Origin of the sequence: Dechloromonas denitrificans (genome assembly GCF_020510665.1) — a bacterium.
GTDB lineage: Bacteria > Pseudomonadota > Gammaproteobacteria > Burkholderiales > Rhodocyclaceae > Azonexus > Azonexus denitrificans_B.
Genome location: NZ_CP075187.1, coordinates 395,445 through 422,192, shown reverse-complemented (window position 1 = coordinate 422,192; position 26,748 = coordinate 395,445). Strand labels below are relative to the sequence as shown.

Here is a 26,748-nt window from a genome sequence, read left to right as displayed (position 1 = left end):
ATCAATACCTGACAAAGCCAGTTGGCATACGCTCCGCCCTCCAATAAACCAAGGGGAGCGTCTCATGAACAAACTGATCAAACTGCTTGCCGTACTCGGCGTCATCACCAGCCTGAGCACAGGTTGCGCAGTCAACCGGGCAACCGGCAGCGTCGATCCGTCGACCAACCTGTCGGCCCTGAAAACCATGTACGTCAAGAAGATTCCGGCTGAAGATGGCGGCACCAATGAGCTGATCGCCGAGAAACTGCGCAGCAAGGGTGTGACCGTCACCACCGGAACGGACACGCCGCCGAGCAACATCGATGCAGTCGTCACCTATGTCGACCGCTGGATGTGGGATATCACCATGTACATGCTTGAGTTGACCGTCACTATCCGTGATCCGAAAACAGATTTCCCGATGGCCACCGGCAACTCTTATCACACCTCCCTGACCCGGCTTTCGCCCAAGGAAATGGTCAACGAAGTGGTCGACAACATTTACAAGGGAGCCAAGTAAATGCGTCGCCATACCGCGCTGATCGCCTCACTGCTGCTTGCCCTTGCGCTAACCGGCTGCTCTTCGCAAGCGACACGCGAAGCAATGACCCCGCAAGGCTTCACGGTGGCAAAACACCACCCGCAGTCGCTTCTGGTGAAAACGGCTGGCGGCTCTGACGACAGCATTGCCGATGCCGACCTGAAGTCGGCCATCGAGGACGCAGTCACCCAGAGCCGGGTTTTCAAAAGCATCATCCAGGGAAATGCCGGCGACTACGAATTGAATGTCCGGATCACCAGCCTGCAAAAGCCGATCTTTGGTGCGACATTTACTGTCGAGATGGAAACCGCATGGTCGCTGATCAAGACAGCCGACCGTAGCGTCGTAATGCGCAAATCGGTCAAGTCGAGCGGCACCGCGACCATGGGCGATGCTTTTGCGGCCATCGCACGGGTACGCATGGCGGTCGAAAGAGCAGCACAAGCCAATATCAAGGATGGACTGAAGGCCGTCGCTGAACTCACGCTTTAATATTTGCTTACAAAACAGCCGGGCGGATGAGTCAGCCCGGCTTCTCCCCGCTGCGTTATATGGACATGCTCACCCATCCAGTGAAAACCATGTCCGCCATCAAAACCATCCGTCGCGCTGTTCTGGCCTTGACGCTACTCGCCAGCCTGGGCGCCTGCACCGTCATTCCGGCACAACACGGTTATTACCGGCCGGCACCGGTTTATGTCGAAACCTACCCGGCCTATGGCTACGGTAGTTCGCGCGGCTATTACGGTGACGATCACTACTACGACCGTCGTGGCTACGGTGGCTATCGTGAGCAACGCAACTATCAGGAACCCCGTCGGATCGAATCCCCGCTGGAGAATGCCGCACGGGTCCACCGGGATATACGCCGCAGTCTCGGGTTGCCGAGACTGCCCGGCATGCCCTGATCAGGGTTTGGCGCCTTTCGGGGCAAGCAGCACCGTTTCCACACCCAGTTCCCGAAGTTTTTCCTGAGCCATTTCAGCCTCCTGGCGCGAGCGGAAAGGCCCCACCTGGACACGCGTTTCGAGCGTCGATGGCAAGCCGCTCAACGTCAGCTTGGCATGCAACTCCTCGGCTCTCTGCGTGCTGGCAAATACGCCGGCCTGCAACGAAAAACCCGAGAACAGGCGCGCCATGCTTGAGGGCGGAACGACCTGCGGTGTGCTACGCCGAATCTCGGTAACACGCGCCGAAGGACTGGTCGCCGGCTGAGCCGCCAATGGTGCGGGCGGCGGCATGCTTGGCGGATAAGTCGGCTCTTCGACAACCGGCCGAGCCGGCCTGGCTGTCGGCGTGGCCGATGCGCTGACCGGCGGACTGCCCGTCATTTTGGCCGGCCCGCGAACGACGGCTGCGGTCGACGTCGCTGCAGGCCGTTTTTCGACCGGCGTTTCTGCCGCCTTTTCCGTAACCTTTTCTATTACCTTTTCCGGCTTCACTTCAGGCACCGGCTGCACCGCGGCAACCTGCGGAGGCGGCGGTGGTGTTTCGACCACCGGTTCCGGCGTCGGCTGGGCAGGTGGCTCGGGCAAGCTGTCGGTAGTCTTGACCGGCTGGGAAACCTCTTTGCGGGGCGCAACAGGAACCGGCTCAGTGAAAATCCGGGTTTCACTATCATCCGGCGGAGATGACAGATAATCGAAGAAAGTCAGGGTCCCCAAGAGCAGCGCAACCAGTACCCCGGCAAAAGCCAGTCGCTTGACCAGTTTGCTGCGTAGTTCGCCAGCCTCGTCCTCAGTTTGTGAAGTCTGTGGTGTTTCTGCCATCGTTTTTCTCACTGCGCCTGACTTTTTGCCAGCGCCACGACCAGTTCTGCTTCGGCCCTGGCAATACCGCAACGCTCGGCGATCATCGCCGGCTCATAGCCTGATGCGGCCATTTGCATGGCATCGCCGTAAATTGGTGAAACACTCTGCGTCGCCCGCATGTGCGCCAACTCCTGCAACATGTCGGCACGCAGTGCGGCAAGCTCACCGCGCATGGCATCCACCTCTTCACGCAACTGGGCGAACTCCTGCTCCAGGCCTTGCCGCAGGATACCCTCAGCCATTCTGGCCGGCGGCTTTTCCCAACTTTCTTCCAGGGTTAACTCTGGCTCATCGTCCGCCAGGCGGGATGGCGATGCCGCTTGCGAATCAAGCGTCGGTGCAACCGACGGTGCTATTACCGGAGTCGGTTTGCTGCGCAGGTAGAACATGCGCAGCAAGACAAAGCCCATATAAAAAGCGACCAGCACGATCAGAGCGATCACACCCTCACGAATACCCAGCGTCAATCCACCGAGTTCGAGAACAGGCAAGCTCGCTCCAGACACGAACGTTTAGAACCCGACCGAATATTGCAGGCCGACCACGTGAGCGCTGTCGTCGTAACGACCGCGCAAGGTGCTGGCACCGTTCAGCTTGGACTGGTTGATCGTCGGATCCTTCAGGTACAGATAGGAGTAGCCGAGATCAAACGTTCCGGTCTTGCCGGTATTCCACTGGCCACCCAGCGAGAACCAGACGCGGTCATTGTCCGGTACGCGGGCCGAGCGGTCGTTATTGGTCGTCGGCGTCTTGTCGTAGGCGATGCCGAACTTCAGCTTGGTGGACTCGGTTGCGCGGTAGGCCGCGCCCCAGGCAAAGCGCCAGGAATCCTTGTAGTTGAAGGCTTCGACATCGGTTCCGGTGCTGTGATTGATCTTCAGCTTGTCGAGCGTGCTCCAGTTGGTATACGACAGATCACCCATCGCCTCCCAGCGGTCTGAAACCTGCTGCCAGACGGAGAGGATGAAAGTGTCGGGCAACTTGATGTCGGCCTTCGCCGCCGATGAAGTTGCACCCAGAGCGCGCGTTCCCTCAAGCGTATAGCTGACCGCGGAGCGATAGGAAATACCGACGCGCATGGCTGGCGAAAGTGTGAACAATGCCCCTGCATTCCAGCCCCAGGCACTGTCATCGCCTTTGAGGGCGTAGAGGCCAAGCGGCGTCGCATTGGTCATCTCGGCATTGATAGTCTGGTAATTGACGCCGAAGCCGAGCGATACCTTGTCGTTGACCTTGTAGGCGACGGACGGGTTGTAATTGACGGTTTTGATTTCAGACTTGATCGACTGGTTTTTCCCGATCCAGTTGCTGTTGTTGTACTCGGTCGACAAGCCAAAAGGTGCCGAAACACCGAAGCCGAGATACCAGTTCGGCGAAAGCTGCCACGAGAAATAGGCATTCGGCACGGCAGCCCAGCCACCGGCATTGCCACCGTTGCCACTACCGCCGAGCAAACCGCTGGAACCCTCGTTATTGAATTCGAAGCGCGGCCCGACGCCATTGACGCCTGCCGACAACTGGAAGCCTGTCAGCTGGGTCATGCCGGCTGGATTGAAAAATACCGTGCTGGCATTATCGGCAACAGCGGCCGAACCGGCATAGGCCGTTCCCAGCCCGCTGGCATTTTGCTCCCAGAGTTGAAAGGCGGCAGCCGAAGCGGTGCCGGAGAAAGCAATCAGGATCAGGGCAGGCAGGGTACGCAAGGTCATCTTATTCATCACTTCGCTCCATCAACGGCGGACCAATTTATTAACTGCGTGATTTTATGTCATTTCTGCCTATTTTTCGGCTGGAACCTCACGCTTGTTTCCATCAATATCAATTGCCACATAGGTCAGTTGCGCCTCCGTCACCTTGACCGTGATCGGATTGGCGTAGTTGCGCTCGGCATAGACCTCGACATTGACCGTGATCGACGTCTTTCCGATGCGCACGATTTCGGCATAAAGACTGACCACATCGCCGACGGAAACCGGCTGCTTGAACAGGAAGGAATTAACCGAGACCGTCGCTACCCGGCCACGGGCACGACGCATGGCTGGAATCGCGCCGGCCACGTCGACCTGGGCCATCACCCAGCCGCCAAAAACATCGCCGTTCTGATTGAGATCGGCCGGCATCGGAACGACACGCAGCGTGGAGTGCTTGTTGGGAAGATTGATGCGGTCGACAGTCATGGGATGCCCGAATTCAAATAAAGCCTGATTTTCCCGGAATCAGGCCAGTTTTCATATACTGGCGAAAACACCATAACAAAAGGCAATATCCCGATGCGTCGCTCGACCGCCCTGCCCAAGCCGCCTGCCGGCCAGCCTCTGCCGGAAACCCATGTCTGGCTGACCCTCAAGACCCTGTTCCCTTACCTCTGGCGCTATCGTTTGCGGGTTTTGGCCGCCTTGAGCTGCCTGGTAGCCGCCAAAGTCGCCAATGTCGGCGTGCCGATGGTCTTCAAGGGGATGATCGACGAACTGTCGGGTCCGCAGCAAGCCTTGGCCATGCCCATTCTGCTGCTCCTGCTTTATGGCGCACTGCGTTTTTCAACCGGCCTGTTCACCGAACTACGTGAAATCCTCTTCGCCCGCGTCACCCAGCGCGCCGTGCGCCAGGTTGCGCTGGAAGTTTTCCGCCATCTGCACTCACTGAGCCTGCGCTTTCACCTCGAACGCCAGACCGGCGGCGTCTCGCGCGATGTCGAACGCGGCACCCGCTCGATCTCCAGCCTGATTTCCTACACGCTCTATTCGATTCTCCCGACGCTGGTTGAAATCGGCTTGGTGCTCGGCATCCTGTTCGTCAAATACGATCTCGGCTTTGTCATCATTACGCTGGTCTCGCTGGTCAGCTACATTGTCTTCACCGTCAAGGTCAGCAACTGGCGCATCGATATCCGTCGGGCGGTGAATGAAAACGACTCGGCCGCCAACACTCGCGCGGTCGACAGCCTGCTCAACTACGAAACGGTCAAATACTTCAACAACGAAGCCTGGGAAGCCCGCCGTTACGACGAACAGTTGATCAAGTGGGAAGATGCCGCGACGCGCAGCCAGACCACCCTCGCCTTCCTCAATCTGGGCCAGCAGATGATCATCGTGCTCGGCGTGACGGCGATGATGTGGCGCGCCGCCAGCGGGGTAGTAGACGGCACGATGACCATCGGCGACCTGGTACTGGTCAATGCCTTCCTGATCCAGCTTTACATTCCGCTCAATTTCCTCGGCGTGGTTTACCGTGAAATCCGTCAGGCGATGACCGACATCGAGCGCATGTTCAAGTTGATGCAGGAAAACCGGGAAATTGCCGACGCCCCCGATGCGCGCGATTTGCCGAATGGGCCGCTGCAGGTCAACTTTGACACGGTCGACTTCGCCTACGACCCGGAAAGGCTGATTCTCAAGAACCTCAGCTTCGCCATCCCGCCGGGCAAGGCCGTCGCCGTAGTCGGCCACTCCGGCGCCGGAAAATCGACGCTTTCGCGCCTGCTTTACCGTTTCTACGACGTCACCGGCGGCTCTGTCCGGATCAACGGCCATGACCTGCGGACCTTGAAGCAAAGCAGTTTGCGCGCCGCCATCGGCATCGTGCCGCAAGACACCGTGCTGTTCAATGACAGCATTTTCTACAACATCAATTACGGACGCCCGGAAGCCAGCAGGGAGGAAGTCTTCGCAGCCGCCCGCGCCGCACAATTGCATGACTTCATTGAAACCCTGCCGCAGAAATATGAAACCCGTGTCGGAGAACGTGGCCTGAAACTGTCCGGAGGCGAAAAGCAGCGTGTCGCCATCGCTCGCGCCCTGCTCAAAAACCCGCCCATCCTGATTTTTGACGAAGCGACCTCGGCGCTTGATTCAAGCACGGAAAGAGCCATTCAAAGCCAACTCGAACAGGCAGCGATCGGCCGTACCACATTAACCATCGCCCATCGACTGTCGACCGTGATGAACGCCGATGAAATCCTGGTCATGCACGAGGGCCACATCATCGAACGCGGCACGCACCAGGCACTCCTCGCTGCAGCCGGCAGCTACGCCCGAATGTGGACTTTGCAGCAACAGGAAAACAGCAACATGACCGAGCCGGAAAAACTATAACTTTAGTTTTATACTGAATGGCTTATGCCCATAACCGATCGCACGCCTCATCTGAACAGCCGCAATCCCCGGTTTTTCCGCTGGATATTGCCGTCGATCATTTTTGGTGCGCTGGTGATCGCCACCTGGGCTGGATGGCAGTGGCAACTGCAGGTACAAGCCGACAACCTGAACGAAACCCATAATCAGGAAAGTGCGGCCATTACTGCGGAAATCCGCGAACGGCTGCACCTCCACGCCCATTTCCTGCGCTCGCTGCAGGCCTTTGCCTCAACCACGCCCGGCCAGGATCTCAAAAACTGGCGTCGCTATACCCAGGAAATCAACCTCGGCAGCAACCTGTCCGGCCTGTTCGCCTTCGCTTATGCACCAGCCGTCCGCCCTGCCGAACTGGAGCGTTTTGTTTCCGACACCCGGCGCCAGGTCGACCGCAGCGATTTCAATATTTTTCCGGCGATTGATGGCGATGTCCTGACGCCGGTCACGTTCATTGCTCCTGACAACAACACGCTGCGCAGCAGCATCGGCTTCAACCTGCTCTCTGAAACCACACGCCGCCAAGCAATCGAGAATGCAATCACCAGACGCGATGTCGCCATGTCCGGGCCGATTGTGCTGCTGTTCGACAAGGGGAGCCGACGCCCGGGATTTCTTCTGGTGCATACGCTTTATCACCAGGGCATGCCCTTGAACAATGTGCAGGAACGACAACAGGCTTTTTCCGGGCTCGTCCTGACGGCCTATCGTACTGATGAATTCCTGAGCGCGCTGAAAAAGGGAGGCAACACCCGCTTCTCCCTGCAAATCTTTGATGAGAACCTGAGCAGCCTGCAAAACACAGCCTCCTCACCGACGCTCATCTATGATTCCGACCCGGAGTTAAAGCCCTCTCCAGACAGCCCGATTTTTCACCACGAAATCGATTTCGGCGGCCGCAACTGGATTCTCAGTTACCGACCGCGTCACGATGAAAGCAAGCAGAGTGCGCTCAACCCAGCCAGCCTGATTCTGGTCGGCGGACTGATCGGCAGCAGCCTGCTGGCATTACTGGTTTTTTACCTGACCACCCATCGCGAACGCGCGCTGCGTTACGCCAACCAACTGACGGGTGAATTAAGCACATCCGAGGAACGTTTGCGCCTGGCCATGGCCGCAAGCAACGACGGCATATGGGACCAGAATCTGCAAACCCATCAGGACTACATCAGCCCCCGCATGGCGCAGATATTCGGCTTCAGCGAAGCAACAGCACCTGACAGCATTAGTCCATATCTGGCCTGCATCATTCCGGAAGACCTCGCCCTGCAACGATCGGCGCTGCGCCGCCACCTCAAGACCAACGCCCCGTACGATGTCGAACTGCGCATTCACAAACAGGGTGGCGAAATAACCTGGGTTCGGGTGCGTGGAGAAGCCTTGCGTAATCAGCATGGACACCCCATCAGGCTGGCTGGCTCAGTCTCCGACATCACCGAAAACAAGCAGGTTGAAGTGCGCCTAGAACGCCTGCGCGGCTTGCTCAGCACCTCAGTCGCAGCCATTCCCTTGCCTGTTTTCGTTCAGGATGAACGCCATAGCCTGCTGATGGTCAACCATGCCTGCTGCCGCCTTTTCGGTTGTGCCGAAAGTGAGTTGCTGGGGCGCCACTGGCCGACGATCGGCAATATTCCAGCAGAAGATCAGCGATTGTTGTTGAGCAACAGCGAGCGCACACTCAGCACCGGACGCAGCAATCCGCTGGAGTTCCGCCTTTCCCTGGAGAATGGCGACAGCCGCCTGATCGTTGCACACACCGCACGCGCCCAGGGGCCGGAAGGACACCCGCTCCTGATCAGCACGCTGACCGACATGACGGAACTGCGGCGGGCTGAGTCAGCCATCCAGGCTGCGGACCATCTGAAACAATCGGTACTCGATGCGGCCACCGAAATCGCCATCATCGCCACGGACCCGCAGGGTGTGATTACCGTATTCAATCGTGGCGCCGAAAAAATGCTGGGTTACACGGCCGCAGAAATGGTCGGCCGCCTCACCCCGGCAGTCATTCACCAAGAAGTTGAAGTGACGGCTCGCGCCGAAGAATTGAGTCATCAATTCCGCCGGGAAATTTCCGGCTTTGCAACCTTTACAACGCTGCCTCAGATCAACGGGGCTGAGCAACGCGAATGGACTTATATCCGCAAGGACGGGGCTTGCCTGACAGTCAGCCTGGTCGTCACGGCGCAACGTGGGACCGGTGGAGAAACGATAGGCTACCTGGGTACGGCGATCGATATTACCGAGCAAAAACGTGCAGAACACAACTTGCGGCAAAAGCACGAGCTACTGCAAACCGTGTTGGAACACATTCCGGGAGGCGTTTCGATGATCGACGCCGAGCTCAACTTCTCGATGGCCAACAGTGCGCTGAAGACCGTACTCGACTTCCCGGATGAACTGTTCGCTGGCAAGACCCCGACATTGCACGAAGTTGCCCTGTTCAATGCCAGGCGTGGTGAATACGGCCCGGGTGACCCGGAGTTGATTGCCGCCGAAATTGTCGCCAAGGCCCGCAACCCGGAGCCGCACTGCTTCGAAAGAACCCGGCCCAATGGCAAGACTATCGAAGTTCGTGGCGCTCCGTTGCCCGATGGCGGCTTTGTCACCATTTATACCGACATCACCAAACGCCGGCAAACCGATGAAGAGCTGCTCCAGCACCGCAATCATTTGCAGGAGCTGGTCACCGAACGAACTGCACGACTGGCCGAAGCCCTGCACCAGGCACAGGCTGCCAGCCAGGCAAAGTCGGAGTTCCTGGCCAACATGTCGCATGAACTGAGGACACCGATGCATGCGATCCTCAGCTTTTCCGAACTTGGCACGGAACGCGCGGGAAATGGTGGAGAAGCCAAGCTGCTTCAGTACTTTCAGCGCATCGAGCAAAGTGCACAGCGCCTGCTGGGCCTGATTAACGAGTTGCTTGATCTGTCGAAGCTTGAAGCCGGGCGCATGGAACTGTCGCTCGAAAAAACAGAAGTGATGCAATTGCTGCAGCAAGTTGAGGCGCAACTGGAACCCTTACTGCTGGCACACCGGCAAACCCTGACGCTGGAAGGCAAACTGCCACAAACCGAAATAATGGCTGATCCAAACCGGATCACCCAGGTGATCTACAACCTGTTATCGAATGCCATCAAATTTTCGCCTGATGGCGGCCGGATCAGGATCTGCCTTGACGCTGCCGTACTGGCCACGGGCAGACGCAGCGAAGACCGAGGCGTCGAACCTGCCATCGCCATACAGTTCATTGATGACGGCGTAGGCGTGCCGGAAGAAGAACTGGAAAGCATCTTTGACAAATTTGTTCAGAGCAGCACGACCAAAAACGGGGCGGGTGGAACAGGCCTGGGTTTGGCCATCACCAGGGCAATTGTTTTACAGCACCGTGGTACGATTGTTGCCACAAACAATGTCGGGGGCGGCGCATGCTTCACCGTCACCCTGCCGCTCAACAATGGGACAGTAAAGGTGGAATCGCATGAGTGACGTGCGCATCCTGATTGTCGATGACGAAGCGCTCAATCTTGAAATATTGACCGAATATTTCGAAGCCGAGCCGTCATTCTCTGTTCGTGCGGCAAATAGCGGGGAAGCAGCCTGGGCATTGCTGCAGGAACCGGATAGCCGGTTCAACGTCATTCTGCTTGATCGCATGATGCCAGGCATGGATGGCATTGCACTGCTCCGCTACATCAAGGCCGATCCCCGCCTGGCCGGCACACCGATCATCCTCCAGACTGCCGCCATTTCTGCCGGACAGATTCGCGAGGGACTTGAAGCAGGCGCGTACTATTACCTGACCAAACCCTATCGGCGCGACGCTTTGCTGGCGATTGTGCATGCTGCACTTGCCGAAGCCGAGGGGCATGAATCACTGCGCCAGGCACTAAACCAGCACATCAACACCCTGCAATTCCTCGACCGTGGCGAATTTTCCATCCGGACAATCGAAGAAGCGGGCCAACTAGCTTCCTTTATCGCGCAGGCTTGCCCCAACCCGGATAACGCCGTACTCGGGATATCGGAATTGCTGGTCAACGGGGTTGAACACGGCAATCTTGGCTTGAGTTACGAAGAGAAATCCGAACTCAAGCGTACCGATGGCTGGAAAGCTGAAATTGAACGCCGCAGCACCCTGCCTGAAAACAGGGACAAGCGAGTCACACTCAATTTCCAGAGGGATAGCAGCGGCATCACCCTGACTGTCTCAGACCAAGGCAAAGGCTTTCCTTGGCAGAATTTCCTTGAAATTGATCCATCCCGTGCGTTTGACCCAAATGGGCGTGGTATTGCCCTGGCTCGACTGCTCAGCTTTTCGAGCATTCAGTACCAGGGGTGCGGCAACGTTGCGATTGCCACCATTGCTTGTAGCAATAACGAAAACTAAGACCAACTGTCGATCATGGCTGCTAATTTTACAAAGATGAAAGTTCTGGCTGTCGATGACAACCGGACCAATCTGCACATTCTTCAAGTTTTCCTGAAAAAGCTCGGGCATGAAGTGATTCTTGCAGAAAACGGCGAAGAGGCTGTTCACCGCTTTGAACACGATGCCCCGGACCTCGTCCTGCTGGATATCATGATGCCGATCATGGATGGCTTCGAAGCAGCTCGACGCATCAAGGCAACCAGTACCGAGCGATGGACACCGATCATTTTCCTCTCGGCTCTCAACCGTGACGAAAACCTGGTCGAAGGGCTGGACTCCGGCGCGGATGACTATCTGACCAAACCGATCAATTTTGTCGTTCTGGAAGCCAAGTTGCGCTCAATGCAGCGAGCGCTCGGCATGCAGCAGGAATCGATCGACTCCCTGCGCCGCGTTCAGGCAATTTCAGACAATGTGATCGACGCCATCATCACGATCAATGAGTTGGGGCTGATTGCCTCGGTCAACCGTGCGGCAGAGCGTATTTTCGGCTGGCGCTCGGATGAGTTGCTGGGCCAGAACATCAAGATGCTGATGCCTGAGCCGTACCACAGTGAACACGACGGCTACCTGAGCAATTACATGGGCGGCAAACCAGCCAAAATCATTGGACAGGAACGTGAAGTAGAGGCACTGCGTAAAAATGGGGAGCGCTTCCCGGTCACGCTCGGAGTTACGGAAGTCCTGCTGGAAAACAAGCGGATGTTCATCGGGGTCGTACGCGACATTTCCGAACAAAAGGCCGCCCAACAAAAGTTGCGTGAAAATGCCGGGTTGCTGCAAGCCTATTACGATCAGAACCAGTCGGAACAGCAACTGGCGATGCGTCTGATGGAGCAACAACTCCACCGCAAGGGACTGCAGGATTCTCGTTTGCACTACAAAGTCATCCCTGCAGAAAACTTCAGCGGTGACGTCGTGGCCGCCAGCCGGTCGCCCGAAGGACGTTTCTACGCCTTGCTCGCCGATGCCACAGGGCATGGTCTGACTGCCGCCATCAGCGTACTGCCCGTGCTGGCCTTGTTTTACCGCATGACCAAGCTGAACCGCTCGGTCAAGGAAATCATTCAGGAACTCAACCTTCAACTGAAAGAGTCGATGCCGCTTGGCCGTTTTGTTGCGGCCACCTTGCTGTGTCTGGACGAGGTTCAGTCAAATGGTGAAATCTGGGTTGGTGGAACACCCGAAGCCTTCATGTTTGACCGCTGGGGGCGGACTACCCGGATTTTTCCTTCAGAGAATCTGGCGCTCGGGATTGTCGATAATGACTTCATCGAATGCAAACCAGTTCAGTTTTCCTGGGAGAAGGAAAGTCAGCTGGTACTTTGTTCCGACGGTCTGCTGGAGGCCGCCAACAAGGAAGGCGTCCAGTTCGGCGCACAAGGACTGGCCGCCGCGACAGCCAACACCTCGCCGATTACCCGCTTCAACCACATTGAATCAGCCTTGACCCGCCACCTCGAAGGAGGCGTTGCGGCCGATGATATTTCGTTGATGATTATTGATTGCCCTTAACTCACCCCACGGAGACGAAAATGCATTTCATGAAGATCGCTTCTGCTGCAATTCTTGCTGGCGCCTTTGCTTCGACACCACTCCTGGCACAGGAATCGGCGACCCTGAAAAAGATCAAGGAAACGGGCAGTATTACACTCGGGCACCGCGAGTCATCGATTCCTTTCTCGTATTACGACGACAAACAGCAGGTGATCGGCTATTCGCATGAACTGATGCTGAAAGCCGTTGAAGGAATCAAGGAACAGCTCAAGTTGAGCAAGCTGGATACCAAGTTGATGCCGGTCACTTCGGCAAATCGCATCACGCTCGTTCAGAATGGAACGATCGATATCGAATGTGGCTCAACCACCAACAATCTTGAACGCCAAAAGCAGGTTGGCTTCTCGACCACTATTTTTGTGATCGGCACTCGCTTGATGGCAAAGAAGGATTCCGGCATCAAGGATTTCGCTGACCTGGCCGGCAAGAACGTCGTCACGACAGCCGGGACAACGTCCGAACGCCTGCTGCGCAAGATGAACGAAGACAAGCAGATGAAGATGAATGTCATCTCGGCCAAGGATCACGGCGAGTCATTCCTGACGCTCGAAACGGGTCGGGCCATTGCATTCATGATGGACGATGCCCTGCTCTATGGTGAAATGGCCAAGGCCAAGCGTGCCTCCGACTGGATTGTGACCGGCACGGCCCAATCGAAAGAGGCTTATGGCTGCATGCTGCGCAAGGACGATCCCGAGTTCAAGAAAGTCGTTGATGCTGCGCTGACCAAAGCGATGACCTCTGGTGAGGCCGAGAAGATTTACAGCAAGTGGTTCATGAATCCGATTCCCCCCAAAGGCCTGAATCTCGCCATGCCACTTTCCGACGAAATGAAAGCCGCCTTCAAGAACCCGAACGACAAAGCATTCGAATAAGCAAATCTTGCGGTCAACCATCTGCGGTGCCTGAAAATGGCACCGCAGACTCACCGGAGGTTGTCCCATGTCATACCACTGGAACTGGCAGGTCTTTCTCCAGCCAAGCGCCACCGGAGAAGGCAGTTATCTCGCCTGGCTCGGCGAAGGTCTTCAATGGACGATCCTGCTCTCTCTCAGCGCCTGGGTGATTGCCCTGGTCACCGGCTCGATTATCGGCATCCTCAGGACGGCGCCAAACCGGTGGCTTTCAGGAATTGCCACCGCCTACGTTGAGATATTCCGCAACATCCCCCTGCTGGTACAACTTTTCATCTGGTACTTTGTCTTGCCAGAACTTTTGCCAGTCGAACTTGGCAATGCCTTCAAGCAAACCCATCCACTGATTCAGCAATTCTTTGCGGCCATGCTCTGCCTTGGCTTGTTCACCTCAGCCCGCGTGGCCGAACAAGTCCGCTCAGGGATCAACGCTCTTCCGCAGGGTCAAACGGCGGCGGGGCTAGCAATGGGCCTGACCTTGCCCCAGGTTTATCGCTACATTCTGCTGCCTGTTGCGTACCGCATTATTGTTCCGCCGCTCACCTCGGAGTTCTTGAATATTTTCAAAAACTCGGCCGTAGCAACCACCATCGGTCTGATTGAACTGTCACGCCAAGCTCAACAGCTCGTTGACTACACGGCTCAACCGTACGAGGCCTTCATTGCTGTCACATTGCTGTACGTGCTTATCAATGCGACTGTGATGTACCTGATGCGGCGCTTGGAAATGCGGGTCAGGGTTCCTGGCTACATCGGAGGGAAGTGACATGTATGAATTCGATTGGTCATCGATCCCCGGCGCTGTACCGCTGCTCGCCAAAGGCATGCTCATTTCCCTTGAAGTAACGCTGACGGCAATCATCGTCGGCATTCTATGGGGAACCATCCTCGCTGTTCTCAGGATGAGCAATACCCGCTGGATTGCCTGGATCAGCGCAGGCTACGTCAATCTGTTCCGCTCAGTCCCACTGGTCATGGTCATTTTATGGTTTTACCTGATCGTTCCACAGGCATTGAAAAGTATTTTCGGTTCAGGAATCGGAGATATTCGCCTGACTTCGGCGCTGATCGCCTTTGCCTTGTTTGAAGCGGCGTACTACTCCGAAATCATCCGCGCCGGCATTCAAAGCATCCCCCGGGGGCAGATTGCCGCAGGGCAGGCCCTCGGCCTGACACAAAACCAAACCATGCGCCTGATCATACTTCCCCAGGCATTTCGCAATATGCTCCCACTGCTGCTAACCCAGGCAATCATTCTTTTTCAGGACACATCGCTCGTTTACGTCATCGGCCTGTCAGACTTTTTCGGAACCGCCTATAAAGTAGGCGACCGCGACGGTCGACTGGTCGAAATGCTGCTTTTTGCCGGCGCAATTTACTTCGTCATCTGTTTCTCGATTTCGCGAATCGTCAAAACCCTTCAGCAGAGGTACGCCCGATGATTGATATCCGCTCGGTATCAAAGTGGTATGGCAACTTCCAGGTGCTTTCCGAGTGCACTACCTCGGTTGCCAAAGGCGAAGTCATCGTCGTTTGCGGCCCATCCGGCTCAGGCAAATCGACCCTGATCAAATGCGTCAATGGGCTGGAGGCCTTCCAGCAGGGCGATATTGTGGTGAATGGAACGTCGGTCGGCGATCCACGCACGAATCTCTCGAAACTCCGTTCCCATGTCGGGATGGTATTTCAGCATTTCGAGCTTTTCCCGCACATGAGTATCATCGAAAACCTGAGCATCGGTCAGACCAAGGTTCTCGGCCGAAGAAAGGATGAGGCCGTTGACCGCGGATTCAAACTTCTGGATAGAGTCGGTCTAAAAGTGCAGGCTGAAAAATTCCCGGGCCAACTTTCAGGCGGCCAGCAACAGCGTGTAGCAATTGCACGGGCATTGGCCATGGACCCGATTTGCATGCTTTTCGATGAGCCAACATCGGCTCTGGACCCTGAGATGATCAACGAAGTACTCGACGTCATGGTCGAGTTGGCTCATGAAGGGATGACGATGATGTGCGTCACCCACGAGATGGGATTTGCACGCAAGGTTGCTCACCGGGTTATCTTCATGGACCAGGGAAAAATTATCGAAGATGCCCCGAAAGATACTTTTTTCGGCACACCGCGCTCGGCCAGAGCGCAACAATTTCTCTCAAAGATACTGCAGCACTAAAAAAGAAAAAGGCCGGAATATCCGGCCTTTTTCATGGGAACAAAACAGCTTATTCAGCGGCTTCGTCCACTTCCACAGCTTCGGTAACTTCCGGACGATCGACCAGCTCAACGAAAGCCATCGGTGCGTTGTCGCCATTGCGGAAACCACACTTCAGGATACGAAGGTAGCCGCCCGGACGAGCGTTGTAACGCGGACCAAGTTCGGCAAACAGCTTGACGACGATCTCGCGATCACGCAGGCGGTCAAAGGCCAGACGCTTGTTAGCCAGCGTCGGGGTTTTGCCGAGGGTAATCATTGGTTCAACAACACGGCGCAGTTCCTTGGCCTTCGGCACGGTGGTCTTGATAGCCTCGTGACGGAGAAGAGAAACAGTCATGTTGCGCAGCATCGCGAGGCGATGGCTGCTGGTACGGTTCAGTTTGCGAAGTCCATTGCGGTGACGCATGGTTAATCCTTTCTATATTCTGCAGGCGTCCCTTGACGACCCGTGCTGAAAAAGGTCCTTAGACCTTTTCCAGACCGGCGGGCGGCCAATTTTCCAGTTTCATGCCGAGGGTCAGACCACGTGCAGCAAGCACTTCCTTGATCTCGTTCAGCGACTTGCGACCCAGATTCGGGGTCTTGAGAAGTTCATTCTCGGTACGCTGAATAAGATCGCCGATGTAATAAATGTTCTCAGCCTTGAGGCAGTTCGCAGAACGAACCGTCAATTCGAGATCATCCACCGGGCGGAGGAGAACCGGGTCAACCTGAGCCGGCTTGGAGGCTTCCACAGCGGGGGCCGTGCCTTCGAGATCGGCAAACACGGAGAGCTGTTCCATCAGCACGCGAGCTGCGTAGCGAATGGCCTCTTCCGGCTCGACAACACCGTTGGTCTCAATGTCGACAATCAGCTTGTCCAAGTCGGTACGCTGTTCAACGCGGGCGCTTTCAACAGAGTAGGCAACACGGCGGATCGGGCTGAATGAAGCATCCAGCACGAGCTTGCCGATCGTCTTGGAATCACCGAGGTTGCGAACGTTACCCGGCACATAGCCGCGTCCCTTTTCGACCTTGATTTCCATCGCCAGCTTGCCGCCAGGCGACAAGTGAGCCACGACATGTTCCGGATTGATGATTTCGACGTCGTGCGGCAAATCAATATCGCCAGCACGGACAACGCCCTCACCTTCCTTGACCAGATTGAGCGTGACAGAGTCGCGATTATGCAACTTGAACACGATGCCTTTGAGGTTCAGAAGGATATCAACGACATCTTCCTGAACGCCATCAACGGTGGAGTACTCGTGGAGCACACCCTCAATGCCGACTTCGGTCGGCGCATAACCCGGCATGGAGGACAGCAGGATACGACGCAATGCATTACCCAGGGTGTGACCGTAGCCGCGTTCAAACGGCTCCATCACAACCTTGGCTTGCACGGGCGAAACGCTCTGCACATCAATAATGCGGGGTTTCAGAAGTCCACTGCTTTGCATGGGCTAAATTCCTCTGCTCAGTGATTACTTCGAGTAAAGTTCGATGACGAGACCTTCGTTCAGGGTAGACGGCAGCTCGGAGCGCTGCGGCATAGCCTTGAACGTTCCCTTGCCTTCCTTGACGTCAACAGCAACCCACTCGGGGAAACCGCGGGACTCGGCAGCTTCCAGAGCGGCCTTGCAACGCAGCGATGCACGAGCACGATCGGTCAGCTGAACAACATCGCCCGGCTTCACAAGGAAAGACGGAATGTTGACGCGCTTGCCGTTCACCAGAACGCCGTTGTGACGAACGATCTGACGGGATTCAACGCGGGAAGCGCCAAAACCCATGCGGTAAGCAACGGAGTCCAGACGGGCTTCGAGCAATTGCAGGAGGTTCTCACCGGTCTGACCCTTGCGGCGATCAGCTTCGGCGAAGGTCTTGCGGAACTGGCCTTCGAGCACGCCATAGACGCGACGGATCTTCTGCTTGGCACGAAGATGGACGCCGTAGTCGGACAGACGGGCACCAGACTTCTGGCCGTGCTGGCCAGGAGCGTAGGAACGGCGCTCAATGGCGCACTTGTCGGTAAAGCACTTTTCACCCTTGAGGAAAAGCTTTTCGCCTTCGCGGCGACACTGACGGCACTTCGGATCGAGATTACGAGCCACTTGTCTTTCTCCTTAGATGCGGCGCTTTTTAGGCGGACGGCAACCGTTATGCGGTACCGGCGTCACGTCGGAAATAGCGGTGATCTTCATACCGAGTGCATTAAGAGCACGGACGGAAGATTCACGGCCAGGACCGGGGCCTTTGATGCGAACTTCAAGGTTCTTGACGCCGCATTCTTGAGCCGCCTTGCCAGCAGCTTCAGCAGCCACCTGAGCAGCAAACGGGGTGGACTTACGCGAACCGCGGAAGCCAGCACCACCGGAAGTTGCCCAGGACAGTGCATTGCCCTGACGGTCGGTAATGGTAATGATGGTGTTATTGAACGAAGCGTGGATGTGGGCGATGCCCTCAGCAACGTTCTTTTTAACCTTTTTACGAACTTTGGTAGCAGTCTTTGCCATGTTCTGTCCCTATTACTTCTTGCCAGCGATGGCCTTGCGCGGACCCTTGCGAGTACGAGCATTGGTACGGGTGCGCTGACCACGGCAAGGCAAGCCCTTGCGATGGCGCAGGCCACGGTAGCAACCGAGGTCCATCAAACGCTTGATGTTCATCGTCACTTCGCGGCGCAGGTCACCTTCAACGGTGAACTTACCGACTTCGTCACGCAAGCGATCCATGTCCGCATCGGACAGGTCTTTCATTTTAGTCGTACGACCAACGCCAGCCGCATCGCAAATCTTCTGCGAGCGGGTACGGCCGATGCCGTAAATCGCGGTAAGAGCGATTTCAGCATGCTGATGGTTCGGAATGTTTACCCCTGCAATACGGGCCATCGAGTCACTCCAATATTTCGAAAATTAACGTATGCCGAATCGAGGCTATTAGCCTTGACGCTGCTTATGACGCGGGTCCTTGCAAATAACGCGCACGACACCCTTGCGACGGATGACTTTGCAATTGCGACACACGCGCTTTACTGAAGGTTGCACTTTCATGTTTACTCCTCGTCTGCGAGGGCTTGGAAGCAGCCGTGATTCCTTGCCCTGCGGTTTATTGCGTAGAGAATCTTTACTTAACCCGGAAAACGATCCGGGCTTTACTTAAATCGTATGGCGTCAGCTGGATGGTAACCTTGTCGCCAGGAAGAATTCGAATGTAATGCATCCGCATTTTCCCGGAGATAAAGGCATGAAGCACGTGCCCATTTTCCAGTTTGACCTTGAAGGTCGCATTGGGAAGGTTTTCTAAAACCTCCCCTTGCATTTCAATATAGTCTTCCTTCGCCATACTCAGTTATTTGATCAATTGGTACCTTTGAAATTTGCCTTTTTGAGCAAACTTTCATATTGGTGCGACATTACGTAAGCCTGAACCTGCGACATGAAGTCCATAGTCACCACAACGATAATCAGCAGCGATGTACCGCCAAAATAGAATGGGACGTTCCACTTCAAAATCAAAAACTCAGGGAGCAGACAGACTACGGTGATATAAGCAGCCCCAATTAAAGTGAGGCGCATCAAAATCTTGTCAATGTAGCGAGAGGTTTGTTCGCCGGGACGAATACCTGGAACGAAGGCCCCACTCTTTTTCAAATTTTCTGCCGTTTCCTTGGAGTTAAACACAAGAGCGGTGTAGAAAAAACAAAAGAAGATAATTGCTGCAGCATAGAGCATCACGTAAATCGGCTGCCCAGGAGACAACGTGCCAGCGATATCCTTCAACCAGCGCATCGACTCGCTTGAACCAAACCAGCCAGCAACAGTTGCCGGAAAAAGAATGATCGAGGAAGCAAAAATGGGGGGGATAACACCAGCCATATTCAGCTTCAATGGCAAGTGTGAACTTTGCCCGCCATAAACCTTGTTACCGACCTGACGCTTCGCGTAATTAACCAGGATCTTGCGCTGGCCGCGTTCAACAAACACAACAAATGCGGTAACCGCAACAATTAGAACGCAAATAACCAAAGCAGAGAGCGGATGCATTGCGCCAGTACGTACCAACTCAAGCAGACCACCAATAGCATTCGGCAGACCAGCCGCGATACCGGCAAAAATAATGATGGAAATACCGTTACCCAGACCGCGCTCAGTAACCTGTTCTCCCAGCCACATCAGGAACATCGTTCCGGTCAGCAGGGTGGATACAGTCGTCAGGCGGAACAGGAAGCCAGGGTCTGCGACGAGACCTGCCTGCGCTTCGAGGGCAACAGCAATACCCAGGCCCTGGAACAGTGCCAAAGCAACCGTGCCATAGCGGGTATATTGAGTAATCTTGCGACGACCGGCTTCGCCCTCTTTCTTGAGTGCTTCAAGTTGAGGACTTGCAACGCTCATCAACTGCATGATGATCGATGCCGAAATGTAAGGCATGATCCCAAGCGCAAAAATAGTGAAACGCGACAGAGCGCCACCTGAGAACATGTTGAACATGCCCAGGATGCCGCCCTGCTGCGAATTGAACAGATCAGCAAGGACGTTGGGGTCAATACCCGGAACCGGAATATGCGCACCAATGCGATACACCACGAGCGCACCCAGCAAGAACCACAAACGACGCTTTAGATCGCCGAATTTTCCGCCCTTGCCTACGGTATTAGGATTTGCCGCCAACGTTCTTACCTTTCTTAGTTCTTACTCAGCGACCGAGCCGCCGACTGCTTCGATGGCCGCCTTGGCACCCTTCGTTGCACCAACACCTTTGAGAACGACTTTGCGGGTAATGGCACCAGAAAGAATAACCTTGGCAGACAAGGCATCACCCGGCACAACACCAGCGGCTTGCAGAGCAAGCAGATCGATCTCATCAAGCGGCATGCGCTCAATGTCGGTCAGACGGATTTCGTAGTTACGAGCACGCGTCAGCGAGTTGAAACCACGCTTCGGCAAGCGACGCTGCAAAGGCATTTGACCGCCTTCGAAACCCACTTTGTGGAAACCGCCGGAACGGGACTTCTGGCCCTTGTGACCACGGCCACAGGTCTTGCCGAGGCCAGAACCGATACCGCGACCGACACGCTTGGCGGCTTTTTTGGAACCTTCAGCAGGCTTGATGGTATTCAAACGCATGGCTTAACCCTCAACCTTGACGAGATACTGGACCTTTTGGATCATGCCGCGAACTGCCGGCGTATCTTCCAGGACAGCGGAACTGTTCAGCTTGCGCAGACCCAGGCCACGCACGGTGGCGCGGTGGTCCTGCTTGGTGCCGATGATGCTCTTGACGAGCTTCACTGTGATTTTTTTGTCAGCCATGACTTACCCCAGGATCTTTTCAACAGACAGGCCACGCTTTGCAGCGATCTCTGCTGGCGTATTGACCTTCGACAGACCGTCGATCGTCGCACGCACGATGTTGTAAGGATTGGTCGAACCGTGAGCCTTGGCAACGACGTTGGTCACACCAACAACTTCGAAGACAGCGCGCATTGCACCGCCAGCGATGATGCCGGTACCATCCGGAGCCGGCTGGATCATCACAGTGGTAGCACCATGGCGCCCCATAACCGTATGATGAACCGTACCGCTCTTCAGGCTGACCTTGGCCATCTTGCGACGAGCCTCTTCCATAGCCTTCTGGACTGCAACCGGCACTTCGCGGGACTTACCCTTACCCATGCCGATGCCGCCATCGCCGTCACCAACGACAGTCAGAGCTGCGAAACCGAGAATACGGCCGCCCTTAACCACCTTGGTAACACGATTAACCGCGACCATCTTTTCGCGCATGCCATCATCACGCTCTTCAGCTTGCTGCGGCTTCTTGTTTCTTTCAGGTTTAGCCATTTCTTAACCTATTCCTTTCGCGGCGATCAGAACTGCAGACCGGCTTCACGCGCAGCTTCCGCCAACGCCTGAACACGACCATGGTACTGAAGACCGGAACGATCAAAAGCCACGCGTTCGATACCAGCGGCCTTCGCACGCTCAGCAATCAACTTGCCCACAGACGTGGCAGCAGCCTTGTTACCGCCGTTCGGGATGTCCTTGCGAACATCGACGTCGAGCGTGGAAGCCGAAGCCAGAACCTTACCGCCGCAAGGCGAAATGATTTGGGCGTAAATGTGGCAGTTCGTGCGATTAACGCACAGGCGCACAGCTTTGAGCTCGGCGATTTTTGCTCGCGTTTGGCGAGCACGGCGCAGACGCGCTTCTTTCCTGTTAAACATATGCCACCCTTACTTCTTCTTGGTTTCCTTGATAACCACCACTTCGTCGGCATAACGCACGCCCTTGCCTTTATAAGGCTCTGGCTTACGATACGCACGAACTTCGGCGGCGACCTGGCCGACCTGCTGCTTGTCGGAACCCTTGATCAGGATTTCCGTCTGGGTCGGGCACTCAACTTTCACACCGGCCGGCATTTTGTGCGCAACCGGGTGAGAGAAGCCGAGCGACAGATTCAGGACTTCGCCCTGAGCCTGAGCGCGGTAACCCACGCCAACCAACTGCAGCTTCTTTTCAAAACCTTTGGAAACGCCGGTAACCATGTTATTCAGGTTAGCCCGCATAGTGCCCCACATGGCAGCACCGGCGGAAGCGCCTTCAACTTTGGAAACGACGACATTTTGCCCTTCAACAACCACCTTGACTGCCGGGTGAGCGGCGGCCTTCAGGGAACCCAGCGGCCCCTTGACGATGATTTGCTGGCCAACGGTGACTTCAACACCTGCCGGCAGGACAATCGGATTCTTACCAACACGAGACATGATTTCTCCCTTATGCCACGATGCACAGGACTTCGCCGCCGATCTTGCTGGCGCGAGCCTTGCGATCGGTCATGACACCCTTGGGCGTGGAGACGATCGCCACACCAAGACCATTCATGACACGGGGAATATCTTCACAGCCCTTGTAGATACGCAAACCAGGCTTGGAAACACGCTCGATGCGCTCAATAACCGGACGACCGGCGTAATACTTGAGTTCAATTTCGAGAGTGGCTTTGCCATCGGCTTGACGCACTGCAAAGTTATCTACGTAACCTTCGTCCTTCAGTACAGCGGCAATAGCCACTTTTACCTTGGAAGAAGGCATGGAGACAGACGCCTTTTCGGCGAGCTGGGCGTTGCGGATGCGAGTCAGCATGTCCGCGATCGGATCGCTCATAGCCATTTCTGAATCTCCTCTTACCAGCTGGCCTTAACAACACCCGGAATTTCGCCATTGAAAGCGAGCTCACGGATCTTGTTACGGCACAGACCGAACTTACGGAAAACACCACGCGGACGACCTGTCAGCTGGCAACGGTTGCGCAATCGCGACGGGCTTGAGTTGCGCGGAAGAGCCTGAATTTTCAGACGAGCTTCATAACGCTCCGCGTCCGAAAGGCCTTCGTTATTGATAATCGCCTCGAGGGCCGCACGCTTCTTGGCGTACTGCGCGACCAGCTTGCGGCGCTTCTCTTCACGGTTGATCAGAGCAAGTTTTGCCATGATTGCCTCAATTCTTGAACGGGAACTTGAACGCGGCGAGCAGCGCTTTTGCTTCTGCGTCGGTCTTCGCCGTGGTCGTGATGCTGATATTCATACCCCGAAGAGCATCGATCTTGTCGTACTCGATTTCCGGGAAAATGATCTGCTCTTTAACACCCATGTTGTAGTTACCCTGGCCGTCAAAACCCTTGCCAGAAATACCACGGAAGTCGCGAACACGCGGCAGAGCGATGGTCACCAGGCGATCCAGGAACTCAAACATGCGCGGACCACGCAGGGTAACCATACAACCGATCGGGTAGCCATCACGAATCTTGAAGCCAGCAATAGACTTGCGAGCCTTGGTCGTGACCGGCTTCTGACCTGCGATTTTCTGCATGTCGCCAACGGCGTTCTCGAGAACTTTCTTGTCAGCCACTGCCTCACCAACACCCATATTCAGAGTGATCTTGGTGATACGCGGCACTTCCATCACCGACTTGTAACCAAAGCTCTTGGTCATATCGCCGACGACGGTTTCCTTGTAAAACTGCTGCAAACGCGCCATGACTGCTCCTTATGCGTTCACCAGTTCGCCGTTCGACTTGAACACGCGAACCTTGCGACCATCTTCGAGCGACTTGATGCCGACACGGTCAGCCTTTTGAGTCGCAGGATTGAACAGCGCAACATTGGAGAGATGAATCGGCATGTCTTTATCAACAATGCCACCAGCCACACCCTTGACCGGGTTCGGCTTCACATGCTTTTTGGCGCGATTAACACCCTCAACCAGCACATGATCTTCATCGACACGACGGAGCACGGTACCGCGCTTGCCCTTGTCTTTACCAGTAATAACGACGACTTCGTCGCCTTTACGAATTTTTTCCATCAGTCGCTCCTTTACAGCACTTCAGGCGCCAGGGACACGATCTTCATGAATCGCTCGGTACGCAGTTCGCGGGTTACCGGGCCAAAGATACGAGTGCCAATGGGCTCAAGTTTGTTGTTGAGAAGAACTGCGGCATTGCCATCAAAGCGAACGAGCGAGCCATCCGGACGACGAACACCTTTGGCGGTACGAACCACCACGGCATTGTATACATCACCCTTCTTGACGCGACCACGCGGAGCAGCATCCTTGATGCTGACCTTGATGATGTCGCCAATGCCAGCGTAACGGCGCTTGGATCCACCGAGCACTTTGATACACATTACTGAACGGGCACCGGTATTATCGGCGACGTCCAGAGTTGTCTGCATCTGAATCATTTAAATTAACTCCAACTTAATCCGCATTGCGGTCAGTCTTGGAACCCGTACGGGTCGAACACCTTTGCATCAGCCAGAATGGCCAATAGCAAAAAAGAAGCCGGATTATACCGGCTTCTTTTAAGCTTGACAAGAACTGTCAAAGAATTTCGTCAAACGACGATAGCCTTTTCCAGAACACTGGTCACAGCCCAGGTCTTTGTACGGGAAACAGGACGGGTTTCGACGATCTCGACGAGATCACCGGTCTTGGCCGTGTTGCCTTCGTTGTGGGCATGGTACTTCTTGGAACGCACCATAACCTTGCCGTACATCGGGTGCTTGACCTTACGTTCGACGAGGACGGTAACCGTCTTCTCCATCTTGTCGCTAACAACGCGACCGACGAGAGTACGCTTGATGCTGGTGGTTTCGCTCATTGCTGCACCGCCTTTTCACGGATAAGCGTGCGAACGCGAGCGATGTCGCGACGCACCTTGGACATTTGGCTGGTATTGGACAGCTGCTGGGTAGCAAGCTGCATACGCAGACCGAACTGGGCCCGCAACAGGTCCAGCAATTCCTTGTTGAGCTCGTCCACGCTCTTGGTTCTCAGTTCACTAGCTTTCATGATTACCCCAGATGACGAGTCACAAAGGTGGTAGCGATCGGCAGCTTGGCGGCGGCAAGTGCAAATGCCTCGCGAGCGATAGCCTCGTTAACACCATCCATTTCGTAAAGCACTTTACCCGGCTGGATTTCAGCAACCCAGTACTCCGGATTACCCTTACCATTACCCATACGAACTTCTGCCGGCTTCTTGGAAATCGGCTTGTCCGGGAAGATACGGATCCAGATACGGCCACCGCGCTTGATGTGACGGGTCATGGCACGACGAGCGGCTTCGATCTGACGAGCAGTCAAACGGCCACGACCAGTAGCCTTGAGACCCCACTCACCAAAGGAAACCTTCGTACCACGGGTCGCCAGACCTTCATTACGGCCCTTGTGTTCCTTGCGGAACTTGCGACGATTAGGTTGCAACATTTAGGCACCTGCCTTTCTTACTCGCTTGGCCGGTGCGCCTTCACCTTCAGGCTTCTTCACCGTACGGGTACGCGGCTTTTCGCCATCCGGACGAGCCGGAGCGCGACGCGGGCGACGATCATCAGCGGCCGGCTCTTCAACTGCCGGCTGTTCGTTGCGATCAAGCATGTCACCCTTGTAAACCCAGACCTTGATACCGATGATGCCGTAGGTAGTCAGCGCTTCCGAGGTAGCGTAATCGATGTTCGCACGCAGCGTATGAAGCGGCACGCGACCTTCGCGGTACCACTCGCTACGGGCAATTTCAGCACCGTTCAGACGCCCTGCACTCATGACCTTGATACCCTGAGCACCAAGGCGCATTGCGTTTTGCATTGCGCGCTTCATGGCACGACGGAACATGATGCGCTTTTCCAGTTGCTGAGCAATTGAATCAGCGATCAGTTGTGCATCAATTTCCGGCTTGCGGATTTCTTCGATCGACACATGGACAGGAACGCCCATGATGCGCTGAAGATCACCACGCAGCTGCTCGATATCCTCACCCTTTTTGCCGATAACAACACCCGGACGAGCCGAGTAAATCGTTACACGGGCATTCTTGGCCGGACGCTCGATCAGAACGCGACCAACGGATGCGTGGGCCAGCTTGCGCTTGAGATACTCGCGAACCCTGATGTCTTCGTTGAGCATTCCCGGGAAGTCCTTGCTGGTAGCATACCAGCGCGAACTCCAGTTCTTGGTGACGGCTAGGCGGAAGCCAGTCGGATGAATTTTCTGTCCCATGGCTCTTCCTTAGTTACCAACGGTCAGATAGATATGGCAGGTCGGCTTGACGATCCGATTGCCACGACCCTTGGCGCGAGCGGTGAAACGCTTGAGCACCATGCCTTTTTCGACGTAGATGATCTTAACCATCAGTTCGTCGATATCAGCGCCGTCATTGTGTTCCGCGTTGGCAATAGCCGACTCGAGAACTTTTTTAACGATACCGGCCCCTTTTTTAGGGGAGAAAGCCAGGATATTGAGAGCCTGACCAACCGGCTTGCCACGCACCAGATCAGCCACGAGGCGACCTTTTTGCGCAGAGAGGCGTACGCCCCGCAGACTTGCACGAGTTTCCATGTCAGCTCCTTACTTCTTGGCCTTCTTGCCGGCGGTGTGACCCTTGAACGTCCGGGTCAGCGAAAACTCGCCGAGCTTGTGACCGACCATATTTTCGGTGACGAACACCGGAATATGCTGCTTGCCATTGTGTACAGCGATCGTCAAACCGATAAACTCGGGGAGGATCGTCGAACGACGTGACCAGGTCTTGATCGGGCGCTTGTCGCTTGTAGCGCGAACTGCTTCGACTTTGTCGATCAGATACGCATCAACAAACGGGCCCTTTTTCAGAGAACGTCCCATTTCCTACC

The 26,748-nt window shown here is 55.6% G+C and carries 39 protein-coding genes; 11 read left to right on the top strand and 28 right to left on the bottom strand.

From position 1 onward, the window contains the following. Positions 1 to 64 precede the first annotated feature (64 nt). From KI614_RS02060 to KI614_RS02050, 3 genes are all read left to right on the top strand, one after another. The gene (locus tag KI614_RS02060) at positions 65 to 502 is read left to right on the top strand and encodes a hypothetical protein (protein WP_226407489.1); all 438 of its coding nucleotides are present in this window, start codon (positions 65 to 67) and stop codon (positions 500 to 502) included. Further along, the gene (locus KI614_RS02055; protein ID WP_226407488.1) at positions 503 to 1,015 is read left to right on the top strand and encodes a hypothetical protein; all 513 of its coding nucleotides are present in this window, start codon (positions 503 to 505) and stop codon (positions 1,013 to 1,015) included. Positions 1,016 to 1,104: 89 nt separating this feature from the next. After that, positions 1,105 to 1,431 carry a hypothetical protein gene (locus KI614_RS02050; RefSeq protein WP_226407486.1) on the top strand — a complete coding sequence of 109 codons (327 nt, stop codon included), beginning with the start codon at positions 1,105 to 1,107 and terminating at the stop codon, positions 1,429 to 1,431. Here the strand turns inward: KI614_RS02050 and KI614_RS02045 are convergent, their stop codons facing one another. Genes KI614_RS02045 through KI614_RS02030 form a run of 4 tightly spaced genes read right to left on the bottom strand, consistent with a single transcriptional unit; the run spans position 1,432 to position 4,511 of the window. Then, complete coding sequence (locus KI614_RS02045) at positions 1,432 to 2,292, bottom strand: SPOR domain-containing protein (RefSeq protein ID WP_226407484.1); 861 nt, start codon at positions 2,290 to 2,292, stop codon at positions 1,432 to 1,434. Between the two features lie 8 nt (positions 2,293 to 2,300). Next, entirely contained in the window at positions 2,301 to 2,825 is a 525-nt protein-coding gene (locus KI614_RS02040) for a DUF2802 domain-containing protein (RefSeq protein WP_226407483.1), read from the bottom strand. Between the two features lie 21 nt (positions 2,826 to 2,846). Then, a complete protein-coding gene (locus KI614_RS02035) occupies positions 2,847 to 4,052 on the bottom strand; it encodes an OmpP1/FadL family transporter (RefSeq protein ID WP_226407482.1) in 1,206 nt (401 codons plus the stop codon). Between the two features lie 60 nt (positions 4,053 to 4,112). Continuing rightward, positions 4,113 to 4,511, bottom strand: coding sequence for an acyl-CoA thioesterase (locus KI614_RS02030; protein WP_203468466.1), 399 nt, complete (start codon positions 4,509 to 4,511; stop codon positions 4,113 to 4,115). Positions 4,512 to 4,604: 93 nt separating this feature from the next. Between KI614_RS02030 and KI614_RS02025 the strand changes: the two genes are divergently transcribed. From KI614_RS02025 to KI614_RS01990, 8 genes are all read left to right on the top strand, one after another. Beyond that, on the top strand, positions 4,605 to 6,425 hold the full coding sequence (locus tag KI614_RS02025; RefSeq protein WP_226407481.1) for an ABCB family ABC transporter ATP-binding protein/permease: 1,821 nt from the start codon (positions 4,605 to 4,607) through the stop codon (positions 6,423 to 6,425). Positions 6,426 to 6,449: 24 nt separating this feature from the next. Then, the gene (locus tag KI614_RS02020; RefSeq protein WP_226407480.1) at positions 6,450 to 9,953 is read left to right on the top strand and encodes a PAS domain S-box protein; all 3,504 of its coding nucleotides are present in this window, start codon (positions 6,450 to 6,452) and stop codon (positions 9,951 to 9,953) included. Further along, positions 9,946 to 10,854, top strand: coding sequence for a response regulator (locus KI614_RS02015; protein ID WP_226407479.1), 909 nt, complete (start codon positions 9,946 to 9,948; stop codon positions 10,852 to 10,854). The genes KI614_RS02020 and KI614_RS02015 overlap by 8 nt, the downstream gene beginning before the upstream one ends. Before the next feature lie 36 nt (positions 10,855 to 10,890). Then, positions 10,891 to 12,411 (top strand): SpoIIE family protein phosphatase, encoded by a 1,521-nt coding sequence (locus tag KI614_RS02010; RefSeq protein ID WP_226407478.1) that lies wholly within the window; start codon positions 10,891 to 10,893, stop codon positions 12,409 to 12,411. Positions 12,412 to 12,431: 20 nt separating this feature from the next. Next, positions 12,432 to 13,328 carry a glutamate/aspartate ABC transporter substrate-binding protein gene (locus tag KI614_RS02005; RefSeq protein WP_226407477.1) on the top strand — a complete coding sequence of 299 codons (897 nt, stop codon included), beginning with the start codon at positions 12,432 to 12,434 and terminating at the stop codon, positions 13,326 to 13,328. Between the two features lie 67 nt (positions 13,329 to 13,395). After that, positions 13,396 to 14,133, top strand: a complete 738-nt coding sequence (locus tag KI614_RS02000; protein ID WP_226407476.1) for an amino acid ABC transporter permease — start codon at positions 13,396 to 13,398, stop codon at positions 14,131 to 14,133. 1 nt (position 14,134) lies between these two features. Continuing rightward, positions 14,135 to 14,809: a glutamate/aspartate ABC transporter permease GltK gene (gene gltK / locus KI614_RS01995; RefSeq protein WP_226407475.1), complete on the top strand. Its 675-nt coding sequence runs from the start codon at positions 14,135 to 14,137 to the stop codon at positions 14,807 to 14,809. Then, entirely contained in the window at positions 14,806 to 15,534 is a 729-nt protein-coding gene (locus KI614_RS01990; protein WP_226407474.1) for an amino acid ABC transporter ATP-binding protein, read from the top strand. The genes gltK and KI614_RS01990 overlap by 4 nt, the downstream gene beginning before the upstream one ends. A gap of 49 nt (positions 15,535 to 15,583) precedes the next feature. Here KI614_RS01990 and rplQ read toward each other — a convergent pair whose 3' ends face one another. From rplQ to rpsS, 24 genes are all read right to left on the bottom strand, one after another. Beyond that, positions 15,584 to 15,982: a 50S ribosomal protein L17 gene (rplQ, locus tag KI614_RS01985; protein ID WP_226407472.1), complete on the bottom strand. Its 399-nt coding sequence runs from the start codon at positions 15,980 to 15,982 to the stop codon at positions 15,584 to 15,586. Positions 15,983 to 16,040: 58 nt separating this feature from the next. Further along, positions 16,041 to 17,015 (bottom strand): DNA-directed RNA polymerase subunit alpha, encoded by a 975-nt coding sequence (locus tag KI614_RS01980; protein ID WP_203468457.1) that lies wholly within the window; start codon positions 17,013 to 17,015, stop codon positions 16,041 to 16,043. Positions 17,016 to 17,039: 24 nt separating this feature from the next. Then, positions 17,040 to 17,669, bottom strand: a complete 630-nt coding sequence (rpsD, locus tag KI614_RS01975; protein WP_226407470.1) for a 30S ribosomal protein S4 — start codon at positions 17,667 to 17,669, stop codon at positions 17,040 to 17,042. A 12-nt stretch (positions 17,670 to 17,681) separates the two neighbouring features. Continuing rightward, complete coding sequence (gene rpsK / locus KI614_RS01970) at positions 17,682 to 18,071, bottom strand: 30S ribosomal protein S11 (protein WP_066880003.1); 390 nt, start codon at positions 18,069 to 18,071, stop codon at positions 17,682 to 17,684. Positions 18,072 to 18,083: 12 nt separating this feature from the next. Continuing rightward, positions 18,084 to 18,446 (bottom strand): 30S ribosomal protein S13, encoded by a 363-nt coding sequence (rpsM, locus tag KI614_RS01965; RefSeq protein ID WP_203468455.1) that lies wholly within the window; start codon positions 18,444 to 18,446, stop codon positions 18,084 to 18,086. Between the two features lie 48 nt (positions 18,447 to 18,494). Next, positions 18,495 to 18,608, bottom strand: a complete 114-nt coding sequence (gene rpmJ / locus KI614_RS01960) for a 50S ribosomal protein L36 (protein WP_028994206.1) — start codon at positions 18,606 to 18,608, stop codon at positions 18,495 to 18,497. 73 nt (positions 18,609 to 18,681) lie between these two features. After that, complete coding sequence (gene infA / locus KI614_RS01955; protein WP_226407468.1) at positions 18,682 to 18,900, bottom strand: translation initiation factor IF-1; 219 nt, start codon at positions 18,898 to 18,900, stop codon at positions 18,682 to 18,684. A gap of 14 nt (positions 18,901 to 18,914) precedes the next feature. Further along, positions 18,915 to 20,228, bottom strand: a complete 1,314-nt coding sequence (gene secY, locus KI614_RS01950; protein ID WP_226407466.1) for a preprotein translocase subunit SecY — start codon at positions 20,226 to 20,228, stop codon at positions 18,915 to 18,917. 21 nt (positions 20,229 to 20,249) lie between these two features. Continuing rightward, a complete protein-coding gene (gene rplO, locus KI614_RS01945; protein WP_226407464.1) occupies positions 20,250 to 20,684 on the bottom strand; it encodes a 50S ribosomal protein L15 in 435 nt (144 codons plus the stop codon). 3 nt (positions 20,685 to 20,687) lie between these two features. After that, positions 20,688 to 20,870 carry a 50S ribosomal protein L30 gene (gene rpmD / locus KI614_RS01940; RefSeq protein WP_203468451.1) on the bottom strand — a complete coding sequence of 61 codons (183 nt, stop codon included), beginning with the start codon at positions 20,868 to 20,870 and terminating at the stop codon, positions 20,688 to 20,690. A gap of 3 nt (positions 20,871 to 20,873) precedes the next feature. Then, complete coding sequence (gene rpsE / locus KI614_RS01935) at positions 20,874 to 21,401, bottom strand: 30S ribosomal protein S5 (protein WP_203468450.1); 528 nt, start codon at positions 21,399 to 21,401, stop codon at positions 20,874 to 20,876. 26 nt (positions 21,402 to 21,427) lie between these two features. Next, on the bottom strand, positions 21,428 to 21,784 hold the full coding sequence (rplR, locus tag KI614_RS01930; protein ID WP_203468449.1) for a 50S ribosomal protein L18: 357 nt from the start codon (positions 21,782 to 21,784) through the stop codon (positions 21,428 to 21,430). Between the two features lie 9 nt (positions 21,785 to 21,793). After that, on the bottom strand, positions 21,794 to 22,324 hold the full coding sequence (gene rplF, locus KI614_RS01925; RefSeq protein WP_226407463.1) for a 50S ribosomal protein L6: 531 nt from the start codon (positions 22,322 to 22,324) through the stop codon (positions 21,794 to 21,796). A gap of 10 nt (positions 22,325 to 22,334) precedes the next feature. Further along, complete coding sequence (gene rpsH / locus KI614_RS01920) at positions 22,335 to 22,730, bottom strand: 30S ribosomal protein S8 (RefSeq protein WP_203468447.1); 396 nt, start codon at positions 22,728 to 22,730, stop codon at positions 22,335 to 22,337. Between the two features lie 14 nt (positions 22,731 to 22,744). Next, positions 22,745 to 23,050 (bottom strand): 30S ribosomal protein S14, encoded by a 306-nt coding sequence (gene rpsN / locus KI614_RS01915; RefSeq protein WP_203468446.1) that lies wholly within the window; start codon positions 23,048 to 23,050, stop codon positions 22,745 to 22,747. Between the two features lie 7 nt (positions 23,051 to 23,057). Continuing rightward, positions 23,058 to 23,597, bottom strand: a complete 540-nt coding sequence (gene rplE / locus KI614_RS01910; RefSeq protein WP_226407462.1) for a 50S ribosomal protein L5 — start codon at positions 23,595 to 23,597, stop codon at positions 23,058 to 23,060. Between the two features lie 9 nt (positions 23,598 to 23,606). Then, on the bottom strand, positions 23,607 to 23,927 hold the full coding sequence (gene rplX, locus KI614_RS01905; RefSeq protein ID WP_239003248.1) for a 50S ribosomal protein L24: 321 nt from the start codon (positions 23,925 to 23,927) through the stop codon (positions 23,607 to 23,609). 8 nt (positions 23,928 to 23,935) lie between these two features. After that, complete coding sequence (gene rplN, locus KI614_RS01900; RefSeq protein WP_028994194.1) at positions 23,936 to 24,304, bottom strand: 50S ribosomal protein L14; 369 nt, start codon at positions 24,302 to 24,304, stop codon at positions 23,936 to 23,938. Between the two features lie 152 nt (positions 24,305 to 24,456). Further along, a complete protein-coding gene (gene rpsQ / locus KI614_RS01895) occupies positions 24,457 to 24,723 on the bottom strand; it encodes a 30S ribosomal protein S17 (RefSeq protein WP_203468443.1) in 267 nt (88 codons plus the stop codon). Then, positions 24,720 to 24,914 carry a 50S ribosomal protein L29 gene (gene rpmC / locus KI614_RS01890; protein ID WP_203468442.1) on the bottom strand — a complete coding sequence of 65 codons (195 nt, stop codon included), beginning with the start codon at positions 24,912 to 24,914 and terminating at the stop codon, positions 24,720 to 24,722. The genes rpsQ and rpmC overlap by 4 nt, the downstream gene beginning before the upstream one ends. Before the next feature lie 2 nt (positions 24,915 to 24,916). After that, positions 24,917 to 25,330 (bottom strand): 50S ribosomal protein L16, encoded by a 414-nt coding sequence (rplP, locus tag KI614_RS01885; protein ID WP_226407461.1) that lies wholly within the window; start codon positions 25,328 to 25,330, stop codon positions 24,917 to 24,919. Further along, positions 25,331 to 26,116: a 30S ribosomal protein S3 gene (rpsC, locus tag KI614_RS01880; protein ID WP_226407460.1), complete on the bottom strand. Its 786-nt coding sequence runs from the start codon at positions 26,114 to 26,116 to the stop codon at positions 25,331 to 25,333. Positions 26,117 to 26,125: 9 nt separating this feature from the next. Then, positions 26,126 to 26,455: a 50S ribosomal protein L22 gene (gene rplV / locus KI614_RS01875; protein ID WP_203468440.1), complete on the bottom strand. Its 330-nt coding sequence runs from the start codon at positions 26,453 to 26,455 to the stop codon at positions 26,126 to 26,128. Positions 26,456 to 26,464: 9 nt separating this feature from the next. After that, positions 26,465 to 26,740, bottom strand: a complete 276-nt coding sequence (rpsS, locus tag KI614_RS01870) for a 30S ribosomal protein S19 (protein WP_066879986.1) — start codon at positions 26,738 to 26,740, stop codon at positions 26,465 to 26,467. Between the last annotated feature and the right edge of the window lie 8 nt (positions 26,741 to 26,748).